We start from the raw sequence: 10,397 nt of genomic DNA on the forward strand, positions 1-10,397 counted from the left end.
CGCTGGCATTATGTTGCGTAGAAGCTGTCAATCGTCTGTGAGACAGCACCCAAGCGCAAATGCGCAACATAACTCTCGGCGCAACATATTCGGTCTTATGTTCAACTGCACATAAGACCGACGCCGCAACGGGCGAACATGGCGATCTCCTCGACATCATCCGCGAAAGTCTGGCGTTGCGAGACTTTCGCGACGTCGCCGAGGAGGCGAAGCGCTTTCTGAAGCTGCCTCGATCTGAGGAGCAATCACTCCCGAGACCCATTCGTCCAGTCGTGCCGGCCGGATCGCAAGAAGCCGCCCGACGACTTTTTGCGATATCCGGTCCGATCGAAGGGACGTTGGTGGAAACGTACTTGCAGCGTCGCGGAATAGCCCGCATCCACCACGGTGGCAGCCTCCGCTTCCACCCCCGCTGCTACTATCGGCCGGACGAGCATTTGCCGACTGAAACCTGGCCGGCGATGATAGGCTCTGTCACGGACCTCGAGGGACGGATCACCGGCGTGCATCGCACCTGGCTTGATCCACACGGCTTTGATCGCGTGCGGCTCGGCAAGGCCCCGATCGACACGCCACGACGGGCCATTGGCGACCTGCTTGGTAACGCCGTTCGCTTCGGCGTGGTGGACGACGTGCTCGCTGCGGGCGAGGGGATCGAGACGATGTTGTCGCTGCGTTATGTACTGCCGACCTTGCCCATGACCGCTGCTCTCTCGGCCAATCACCTCTCAGCCATGTTGCCGCCGTCTGGCCTACGCCGGCTCTATATCGCCCGTGACGCAGATGCCGCCGGAGACGCCGCACAGGCTATTCTCACCCAGCGCGCAGAAGCTGCCGGCATTGAAGCGATTGTATTGTCGCCCCGGCAGGGCGACTTCAACGAAGATCTACACATCTTCGGCCTCGAGGCCCTCCGAGCAGCGTTGCTACTTCAACTCGCACCGGAGGACGTCGTCCGTTTCCTGCATTCGTCGATGGTAACCGCGGAATAGCCCCGCAATTCGATGGGCGTCGACAGGTCGGTCGCGGTGCGGCCAATGCCGGAAGAGGACGCGACCACGGCCTTCTAGAGGGCGATCGGACGGCAAGCGGCTCGGGCCGGCAATGGCTGCGACCGGTTATTTTCCGCCGCGCGCGGGCGATGGAAGACACATTATTTATCTGGCCGGCGCGCTTTGCATCGCGAAGCAAAATAGCCGGCCTCCGCCATCCTCCGCTGCCGCTTCGGCCCTCCGCTTCCGCCTACGCCCGCTAGGCTTCGGCGGACAAGCCGCTCCGGGTTCTGGCCGCTCCGCCTGCCGTCTGAGTGATCGCCACGAAGGCCGCGATGGGCGCGGCCGATCCGGCAAGGACCTCTCTCATGACCGACCATGACGACATCGAACCGCCGCACGCCGCATCTGCGACCGAACACATTCTTACCGAATTGCAGCTCTTCGGTTACCGCCCCTTCGACGACCAGCCCGATCCACGGCCGCTTCCCGAGGGCAGGATCATTACCGGTGCCGTCGCTGACATCTTCGATGCCCTGGTCGCCACGTTGAGCGACACGCGGCTCGAGCCGGACCTCAATGATCTGCTCTGGTCGACTGTCAACCTGTTCCATCGTGCCGTCGACCGCATCGGTCGTCAACTTGACGACAACGAACAGGCGCAACAGAAGAGTCAGCACGAGCAGGACGGTTCCGAAGTTCGATCCGTCGAACTCGAACGCATCACGGCGGAAGGCATCACGCTCGTTGAGCGCCGCAACTGCTTGGAGCACTTCCGTGATCAGGCCATAGAGCGCTTCGAGACTCACACCGGCTCATTCTGGCGCCCCCGATCGGGATCGCTGGTGAACCATCGTACGCTGACCGCAGCGATGATCGATTCCCGCGACTTCATCGCGGCCAAGCGCCGCGCCGAGACCGAGGTCATGCTGCCGGCTGGGCCGAAGATCGCCCTCACCGGAGGGCTCGACTTCAACGACCATCACCTTATCTGGGATCGTCTCGACAAAGTTCATGCCAAGCATCCCGACATGGTCCTGCTCCATGGCGGCTCCCCGAAGGGTGCCGAACTGATCGCATCCAAATGGGCGACCAACCGCAAGGTACCTCAGATCGCCTTCAGGCCCGACTGGACGAAGCACGCCAAGGCAGCGCCGTTCAAGCGCAACGACGCCATGCTTGAACTCCTGCCGATCGGCGTCATGCACTTCCCGGGTACGGGAATTCAGGACAACCTCGCCGACAAGGCGAAGCGGCTCGGCATCCCAGTCTGGAGGTTCGGCGGCGTGTGAGCGCCGTCTTCTCGACCCAAGCCTGCGAGCGTGAATTGCCCACGCCGCAACTCCGCCTCGTTTCGGTCTCATATCCAGAGTTGCGCCATGGTGGTGGTGGAAGGCGCAACTGGTACATCTATGCACATGGAGCCACCACCATGATCGCCCTTGGGCTCGTCCTCAACACTCTCGGAATTGGTTTGTTTTGCTGGACGATCTTTGCGCTCGCAGTGTATGCCTTGCCGGTTTTCGTCGCACTGAGTATCGGGATAACGGCGCTTCACGGCGGCGCTGGTTTGATCGGTGCGCTGCTTATCGCAACGGCCGGCGGTGCGCTGACGCTCGTCCTTGGCCAGGTCGCCGTCGTTGCTACTCGGTCCTCGGCCCTGCGCATCGCGATCGCGACAGCATTCGCTGTTCCCGCCGCCGCCGCCGCCGGCTATCATCTGGTTTTCGCCGTTTCCTACATCGGGGTGCCTTCGCCGGCCTGGCGTGAGGTCTTCGCTTGCCTGGGCGCGGTTTGCATTGGCGTTACGTCATGGACGCGCTTGATGGTTTTCGCGGAGGCTCGCCCGTTGGAGCCGGGTGGTGGAGAACCCGTCCTAAGCAGTTCTTACGGCCGCATTGGCCGAGCGATGACCGTTTCCCGCCTTCATCGAACAGGTGCGTAGATCGGCGCAGCGAACGGGAGATGATCGAAACCTGAGCGCGGGAGAGGCTCCTCCTCGGAATTCCTCAATCAAGCTGCCGGCATTGGGTCCGGCCCACCCAGCCGGGGCAGAGCGATGTTACCCCGATCGGTTTTTGGGAGACGATGCCGCCTTTTGCAGGAGATTGTTTCTCTTCCTACGCTGAATCGTTCCAGCCTCTTGTTCATCAAAACCGAGATAGCCACGCTTCTCCAGAGATTGTGGCTCAGCACGCGGACGCACGTGGCCTCGTTGATGGCTTGATCTGGCCGAAGACCGGCTTCGCCTCGATCGTCTGAGCCGCAACGCCGTTGATGCGACTTTCTTCCCCTGGGCTTCGCCCATTCCTCGCGAGACAAGAAAGTCGCCACAACGACGTCCTCCGCTGCGCTCCGGCCCAAGCGGGTGCGTCGCCAATCGTCCTCGGCCCTAGATCGCCATCGAGGCCGCGGTGGTCGCGGGCTCGAAACACAATAGGAGAAGTGAAATGGCTAACATCGGTTCTTTCAAGAAGGTCGGCGATGATTTCCAGGGCGAAATCGTCACCCTGAGCCTGCAAGCCAAGGGCGTCCGCATCGTCGCCGAGACCAACCGCTCCAACGACAACGCTCCCAGCCACCGCATCTATGTGGGCCGGGCAGAGATCGGCGCAGCCTGGTCGAAGCGTTCCGAGGAAGGCCGCGACTACCTCTCGCTCAAGCTCGACGATCCTTCCTTCAACGCTCCGATCTACGCGAACCTCTTCGACGACGAAGGCGGCGAGGGCTACACGCTCTTGTGGTCGCGGCCGCGCAAGAACGGGGAGTAAGAGCGTCCCATCGAGCCGGAGCCCCCGTCCGGTCCGCAGGACGGGGCGCTTCGCGGCTGGCCTGAGCGGGCTTACGATTTGGTAAGCCGCGCAACCTTCTTGACTAGGTCTCCCGGTTCGACCCCCAAAGCTTCAGCAATTTGCCCGAGCACGGTGACGCTTGCTGATACATCGCCGCGCTCGATGGCGCCGACGTAACGGGCGCTTAAGCCCGCGCGCTCGGCCAGCTCCTCCTGCGTCATTTGCAGATCGTGGCGTTTCCGACGCAGATTCACAGCCATGATCTCTTTGAGATCCATGGCGATATGGGAACTGAGCCGGAACGATCGTTCTAGGAACGATCGTTCCTATTCGTGTCCGAATATGCTATCGAGTGTGGCAACGTTGCGGACGCGGCCAAGCTTCGTCCCTGCGAATATCCAGGATTCCAATGGGGTAGTGGACGTCTGGATTGCGACCAAGCCACGGCCTAGCTTATAGGCGTTCTAAAAGTGGGTATGATGCACAAGCCATCCCTAGATCCGGACGTAGCCGATAGTGCTCCGAACGAGCCGACGCTCACGATCTATGACGAACAGCATGTCGTCACGTACATGCGCCTTCTGCAGGCCGAAGGTGAGGGGGCGAACTGGCGCGAAGTGGCTCGAGTGGTCTTGCATTTTGACCCCGAGCGAGAGCCGGACCGTGCGCGGAGCGCATATCAGAGTCACCTCGCGCGGGCCAAATGGTTGACCGAGCAGGGCCGCCTCTTGCGCAGCACTGGCTCCAAATAGAAGACAATCGCCGGCCGTGTCTTGCAGGCAGAACTATTTTCTTTTGCCGACCGGTGGTGCTTCCGATGCACCACGTGGTGCCAAATTAGGGTCTTCCTACAACCGCTTCGTTCATACCTATTGCGCCGCAATCGTTGTTAGCAGCGTGCAATGGGACGGAAGCAATGCCTGAATTCGACTGGCGGTCGCCGGATTCCTACAAGAGCCTACAAGACGCCGAAATCACCGACATCGCCTGGGAATGTCTCCGTCGCAACGCCGACTATCGGCGCGAGTACGAGGTGATGATTGCCAGCAGTCCGAACGGCGAAGTGACTGACGAATTCAGGAGGAGGTGGGGTCTCTGCTTTCGCCCATGACCCGCGGAGGTCCTTCGACGAGCAGACGATCTTTTGGGCGCCTGAGGTCTTAGCGGCGGTCGTTCCGGTCAAGGTCGCGGTGGCCGACGACGGCGGGGCGTCGCATAGGGGTCTGCTCGACCTTACAGCAGGCGAGGTGCGCCGCGCTGTCGACGGCTGGCATGCCGTGCTGCGCATCGGTGCGGTGGACCACCGTATTTGGTCCAAAGACGCGCCAGTGCTCGGCGTGTCATATGCGGCCGAATTGCGATTTGATGGCGATTTCGACGCGCGGGCGTATGCAGCACGCCGGCTGTGGCGCGCGATGAACGGACGCGTGCCGGGGCCTGCGTTTCATCAATTATCGAAGCAGCGACGCGAACGCCTGAGCGCTTCGCTCCGCGCGCTCGATGCGCATAGCGCCGGCGGCAGTTATCGCGCTATCGCCGAAGCGCTCTTCGGCAAAAAGCGCATCCCCGATCGCGCCTGGAAGACGCACGATCTGCGCAATCGGACAATCCGCTTGGTGCAAGGCGGCCTCGCCTTGATGCGCGGTGGTTACCGCAAACTCCTGCGGCCCGGGCGCAAGGACCAGTAGCGATCCCCTAGGGGTGCCGAAAATTGCCCCCTCGATGTTCGGCATCCCCCTCCGAGATCCTGCTCCTCCATGATGACCACACACACGCGGGCCTAGCCAAGCGTAGTGCGCTGTCCTCCTGGAGACCTCAAATGCCCGATCCGATGGCCGGTCTACCACCGCGATTCCTGCGTACCCCTGAGGCCGCGCGCTATCTTGGCCTGTCCGGTCGCACGCTGGAGAAACACCGAACGTACGGTACCGGACCGACGTATCGGAAGATCGGGGGGCGCGTTGTCTACGCCGTCGATGACCTGAAAGCGTGGGCCGACCGGGGCGCCAAGACGTCGACCTCCGACCCCGGCAAGGGGACCGTGCTGCCGGCCAAGAAGCACCCGGCGCTGCGGCCGTATGCGGGCCAGGAACGTCGCTGATATCAGCGTGAGAGCAGTGACCATGCGGCGCAAACACCATTCCGAGCACGATCAGCTTGAGCTCTTTCGGGCTTTGCCCAGCGATCCTGCGCCGCGCGACGCGCGGGATCTGATGGCTTATCCGTTCTTCTCCCTCGCCAAAAAAAAGCGGATCATGCCGATCGATTTCCGCGCGGGTGCGATCGCAATACGGGTCGAAGCCGTGCCGGAACACGGCATGGCGACCATCTGGGATGCAGACGTTCTGATTTGGGCCGCGTCGCAGATCGTCGAAGCCCGTGATGCCGGCTTGAAGACGTCGCGCCTGATGGCTGCAACCCCTCACGAAATTCTGACGTTCGTCGGCCGCGGCACCAGCGCAAGCGACTATGACCGGCTGAAGGCCGGTCTCGACAGACCTCAGTCAACAACAGTGCTGACTTCCATCCGGCAGCCGACAAAACGGCGACGGCGCCGTTTCTCCTGGCCCGTGCTATCGGGGACCGCAACCCTGATGCTATCGGGGACCCGATCCTCGTGCCATCGGGGACCGCAATCGAGCTTAAGAGCTTGTTTCTTCGCGCTTTCTGGCGGCTCTGACTTTACTAACCAGAAATCCTTCGGATTTCTACTAGCGAGCCAGGCGGAAAGCCGCGTTGGCGGCGCCGGGCAACGGCGGTCCGACACGCCAGCCTACCTTTGCAGGCCATACACACTGTCGACCGAGCACCAAGCTCACGGCCGCCAGCTCCAGCATCAGGGATTGGCATCATGAGCGACCTCACGGAGGTGGAAGTGTTGTGGCTCGAGAAGCGCATCGAAAACAGCGTTCGGTTCGGTCGTATCGTCGAGGAACGGAAGCTTGATCTCCATCGGCGTGTCCTGTCATTTGCACCCGGCAGCATCTTTGCCTTCGTCCGATGGACGTCCAGCGACTTTGGGGCAATCATTTCTCGGATCGACATCTTGCGCGCAGTCGCTCCGGGACAGCGCTGTTCGACCGTCCCTTATGTGACACCGGGCGGAGAGATTCTGCTGCGTCTGTCCGGCTGGCCGAAGGTCGAGCGCCTGTTGCAAATGATCGATGCCGTTGAGGTGCTCGGCATCGATCCGGCTGATGTCGCGCCTGATCATTGGCATCACGTTCATAACCGCCTGTCCGTCAATGAAAACCCGCGCCTGTATACGAAGGCGCGCCACCAGGCGTGGCTCCATCGTCAAAGGGTGATGCGATGACGGGCCGCCTAATGATGCTGGCCGGGACGATTGGGGTCGCTGCTGCGCTGATCGCGACGATCGTCCTGGAGCCGCTTCCGCTTTACATCTGGAACGCATCGGCAAGCGTGCCCATCGGTCTCTATCGGTTGCGATCGGCGGACCAATTCCAGGTCACTGAATTGGTCGCCGTGCAGCCGCCCGAGCCGCTCGCGACCTTCCTCGACCTTAACGGCTATTTGCCCCTTGGCGTCCCCATGCTGAAGCGCGTGCTCGCCCTTCCGGGGCAGAGTGTTTGCAGAACCGGCCTCTCGATTTCGGTCGACGACATTGTAATGGGCGAGGCGAAGAAACACGACAGACGCGGCCGGCCGCTGCCGAAATGGCAGGGCTGCCGCGTCGTCCGCGACGGCGAGCTGTTTCTGATGAACTGGCAGTCGGACGACTCTCTTGATGGCCGGTATTTTGGGTTCCTTCCGGCATCTCACGTGATTGGCCGCGCGCTGCCGGTGTGGACGTGGGCGGAGTGATCGTGCGAATTCGACGTGTTCTGCTCGCCATTTCGTTGCTCGATCGATTGCGGGATCATTCTTCCGTCTCGATCGATGTCGGCAAGGCTGGCGCGAGCCCGGCCGCGTGCTTGGGTCGGTTCGGCGCTCGCCTTTGTGCTGTCGTGCCCCTGATGCTTCTTCTGATCGCGTTCGACAGCGCTGCTTTGGCCCAGAGTGGATCAGCCGCCCAGACGGCGATCAGTCAGACCGCTTACTCATTTGTCGAATTCATCAATGAAGCCTCACAACGCTTTGCGATTGCGCCGAACTGGATCCGATCGGTCCAAAGCATAGAAAGTGCTGGTGACGTGCACGCCAGATCGCCAAAGGGCGCAATGGGCCTGATGCAGATCATGCCGGGAACTTGGGCGGAACTTCGCGAGCGCTACAATCTCGGGAACGACCCCTACGACCCGCGTGACAATATTCTGGCCGGCACGGCTTACTTGCGCGAACTGCTCGATCGGTATGGCTCGCCTGGCGTGTTTGCCGCGTACAACGCGGGACCAGCTCGCTATGAAGAGCATCTCGCAGGCGGCTCTTTGCCAGACGAGACGCAAGCATACGTCGCAAAGCTTGCAAATCTGCTTGCCATCGAACTGCCGCCGAGGTGGACGTCCAGCGGACAGTCATCAGCAGCTGCGACGTTGTTCGTCGTGCGATCGGATCTCATGCAAACGCGCGATCCGTTACTGGCGCTCATGCCGTCGAGCGGTGTGACGACCGCAATCTCAGTGCACGAAATGTCGCGCATGGTTCCTCAGTCTATTGGCGTATTCGTCCCTCGATTGGATTCGGGAGCATCGCAATGACCAAGTGTGCGGGTTCGCAAGCTGATGGCGTATGGGCGATGCCTTCGGCCCGCGCTCTACTCGTCGCTTCGCTCCTCACCGAGCCACCCTTCGGGTGTCTCGGCCCTTCGGGTAACGATCGCTATCGCAAGCGCTCGGAAGCAATGGGGGCTTCGCAAGTCAGCTGCCAGGTCGCGGCGGCTGTTTCGGGAACCGGCGACCGGGAGACCACGACGGTAGGACGGCTCTTCAAATCGGGCTTCGAGATAGCGGTGCACGGAGACAAGACGGCCGTGGCCGAATCCGGAGCCTGGTGCAACGACTTGGAAGGTCGTTGCCACAAGGGAGAGCTCCGATGAAAATGTACGTTGGATTGGACGTCGGCCTTGAAGAAACTAGCGTTTGCATCGTCGATAGCGATGGTCTCACGGTCCGCGAAACTAAGGTCAGCACGGAGCCAGAGGCGATCCGCTCCGCTGTAGAGGGCTACGCGGATCGCCTCGATAGGGTGGGGGTCGAGGCGTCATCGCTGGGCATTTGGCTGTATCGCGAACTACAGCCAGCCGGGCTTCCAATCATTGTCGTGGAGGCGCGCCATATGCGCGTTTCGCTGTCGACAATGCGCAACAAAACCGACCGAAACGATGCGCGCGGCATCGCGCAAATGATGCGGTTGGGCTGGTACCGCGCCGTCCATGTCAAGAACATCGACATGCAGAAAATGCGTACCGTGCTGACCAACCGGAAGCTGCTGAAGCGCAAGTTGGTCGACCTCGAGAACCATGCATTGCGGGCCTATGGATTGCTCGTCGGAGCCGTCTCCCGAGGGGCCTTTGAGGCTCGCACCCGCGAGCTGATCGAGCACAGCGACCCGATTTTTGTGATGTCCATCCAGGTCATGCTGGACGTGCGCCGTGCTCTTCTCGAAGGCTACGATCGACTGCATCGCGTGCTGCTACAGGTAGTCCAGCATGATCCTGTTTGCCGGCGTCTGATCACGGTTCGCGGTGTCGGTCCGGTAGTCGCGCTGTCATTCAAGGTTGGGGTTGATGACCCTCATCGCTTTAGCCGATCACGCACAGTAGGCGCCCATTTTGGCCTGACGCCGAAGCGCCACCAATCCGGTACATTGATCGATTTTGAAGGTCACATCAGCAAACAGGGCGATATCTCCGTGCGGGAGGCGCTGTGCGAAGCGGCTGCAAGTCTGCTGCTACGGGTCAGAAAATGGTCGGCATAGCGGGCGTGGGGCCTGCGAATTGCCAAGCGATCGAGCATGCTGTGCGCGATTACCGCGGTCGCGCGAAAGCTCGCGGGCATTCTTCGCCGGATGTGGGTCAGCGAGACCGATTTCCACGTCGGATTCGGTGCGAAGATCACGCAACGGCTGCGCTTAAAGCCAGCGTCGTAGCTGCGGCGCAGGTGTGGTTAGGAAGGCGCTGGGTCAACGCCCAACAGGTTGAGGAGGAGCACAATTAGAGATCCGCGCGCGCGGTGAGCGTCCCCTGGCGGGGCCGCGAAACGGGGAATGTCCGCTATCTCTTGCCTGCTGCCGCCCCTCGGGGTGAGAGCGCCAGACTGCTTGGACGGCCCTGTTTACGAACCTGGTGAAGAGCATGCGACGGCCCCAGTGCTGAACGCGAAGGAACGCATGGACCCCGCCTGGTGAATGCGACCGCAAGCCCGGTGTGGTGGCGTTTGTGCGTTGTCGATGGAGGGAAGCAGCGGTGCTTATTCTGCGAGGAGTCGAGCAAAAACGTAGGAATGGGCTGACTTTGAACGCCCGATTAGGAAGGCCGCCCGTAATCGGTCTGCGCCGGGAGTTGCGGCCGCAGCGCAAGTGGTCTGCGCGATGAATGACGCGCACAGTGCGCCGCCTCAGCAACGCGGGAGGCGTGTGATGGAATTCTTCTGTGGTCTGGATGTCGGCATGGACGAGACGGCAATCTGCGTGGTGGATGACAAGGGCAAGGTGG

12 protein-coding genes and 2 pseudogenes are annotated in these 10,397 nt (G+C 61.5%); 13 read left to right on the plus strand and 1 reads right to left on the minus strand.

Annotation, left to right across the window (positions count from 1 at the left end; all coding sequences use genetic code 11):
- Positions 1 to 59: 59 nt before the first annotated feature.
- The 4 genes from M2427_RS41555 (at position 60) to M2427_RS41570 (ending at position 3,763) form a co-directional block, all read left to right on the plus strand.
- Positions 60 to 992 (plus strand): toprim domain-containing protein, encoded by a 933-nt coding sequence (locus M2427_RS41555; protein WP_280712502.1) that lies wholly within the window; start codon positions 60 to 62, stop codon positions 990 to 992.
- Between the two features lie 368 nt (positions 993 to 1,360).
- Complete coding sequence (locus tag M2427_RS41560) at positions 1,361 to 2,284, plus strand: DUF2493 domain-containing protein (RefSeq protein ID WP_280712511.1); 924 nt, start codon at positions 1,361 to 1,363, stop codon at positions 2,282 to 2,284.
- Between the two features lie 140 nt (positions 2,285 to 2,424).
- Complete coding sequence (locus tag M2427_RS41565; RefSeq protein ID WP_280712503.1) at positions 2,425 to 2,937, plus strand: hypothetical protein; 513 nt, start codon at positions 2,425 to 2,427, stop codon at positions 2,935 to 2,937.
- Between the two features lie 505 nt (positions 2,938 to 3,442).
- Positions 3,443 to 3,763 (plus strand): DUF736 domain-containing protein, encoded by a 321-nt coding sequence (locus tag M2427_RS41570; protein ID WP_280712504.1) that lies wholly within the window; start codon positions 3,443 to 3,445, stop codon positions 3,761 to 3,763.
- 71 nt (positions 3,764 to 3,834) lie between these two features.
- On the opposite strand, the gene M2427_RS41575 is transcribed toward M2427_RS41570, so the two are convergent.
- A complete protein-coding gene (locus M2427_RS41575; RefSeq protein WP_280712505.1) occupies positions 3,835 to 4,062 on the minus strand; it encodes a helix-turn-helix transcriptional regulator in 228 nt (75 codons plus the stop codon).
- 201 nt (positions 4,063 to 4,263) lie between these two features.
- Here M2427_RS41575 and M2427_RS41580 point away from each other — a divergent pair, with 201 nt between their 5' ends.
- From M2427_RS41580 to M2427_RS41620, 9 genes and pseudogenes are all read left to right on the plus strand, one after another.
- Complete coding sequence (locus M2427_RS41580; protein WP_280712506.1) at positions 4,264 to 4,536, plus strand: DUF2285 domain-containing protein; 273 nt, start codon at positions 4,264 to 4,266, stop codon at positions 4,534 to 4,536.
- 164 nt (positions 4,537 to 4,700) lie between these two features.
- Positions 4,701 to 4,895 carry a DUF6499 domain-containing protein gene (locus M2427_RS41585; RefSeq protein WP_280712507.1) on the plus strand — a complete coding sequence of 65 codons (195 nt, stop codon included), beginning with the start codon at positions 4,701 to 4,703 and terminating at the stop codon, positions 4,893 to 4,895.
- 79 nt (positions 4,896 to 4,974) lie between these two features.
- Positions 4,975 to 5,472 (plus strand): DUF2285 domain-containing protein, encoded by a 498-nt coding sequence (locus M2427_RS41590; RefSeq protein ID WP_280712508.1) that lies wholly within the window; start codon positions 4,975 to 4,977, stop codon positions 5,470 to 5,472.
- A gap of 131 nt (positions 5,473 to 5,603) precedes the next feature.
- Complete coding sequence (locus M2427_RS41595; protein ID WP_008561544.1) at positions 5,604 to 5,885, plus strand: helix-turn-helix domain-containing protein; 282 nt, start codon at positions 5,604 to 5,606, stop codon at positions 5,883 to 5,885.
- Positions 5,886 to 5,907: 22 nt separating this feature from the next.
- A pseudogene (locus M2427_RS41600) lies at positions 5,908 to 6,351 on the plus strand (replication initiator protein A); the annotation flags it as partial.
- A gap of 284 nt (positions 6,352 to 6,635) precedes the next feature.
- The gene (locus M2427_RS41605; RefSeq protein WP_280712509.1) at positions 6,636 to 7,100 is read left to right on the plus strand and encodes a DUF2840 domain-containing protein; all 465 of its coding nucleotides are present in this window, start codon (positions 6,636 to 6,638) and stop codon (positions 7,098 to 7,100) included.
- Positions 7,097 to 7,609: a S26 family signal peptidase gene (locus M2427_RS41610; protein WP_280712510.1), complete on the plus strand. Its 513-nt coding sequence runs from the start codon at positions 7,097 to 7,099 to the stop codon at positions 7,607 to 7,609. The genes M2427_RS41605 and M2427_RS41610 overlap by 4 nt, the downstream gene beginning before the upstream one ends.
- Positions 7,606 to 8,442 carry a lytic transglycosylase domain-containing protein gene (locus M2427_RS41615; RefSeq protein WP_348521978.1) on the plus strand — a complete coding sequence of 279 codons (837 nt, stop codon included), beginning with the start codon at positions 7,606 to 7,608 and terminating at the stop codon, positions 8,440 to 8,442. Before M2427_RS41610 ends, M2427_RS41615 begins: the two co-directional genes overlap by 4 nt.
- 334 nt (positions 8,443 to 8,776) lie before the next feature.
- Positions 8,777 to 9,832 (plus strand): annotated as a pseudogene (locus tag M2427_RS41620) (IS110 family transposase).
- The last annotated feature ends 565 nt before the right edge of the window (positions 9,833 to 10,397 follow it).

Source organism: Bradyrhizobium sp. BR13661 (assembly GCF_029892425.1).
Taxonomy (GTDB): Bacteria; Pseudomonadota; Alphaproteobacteria; order Rhizobiales; family Xanthobacteraceae; genus Bradyrhizobium.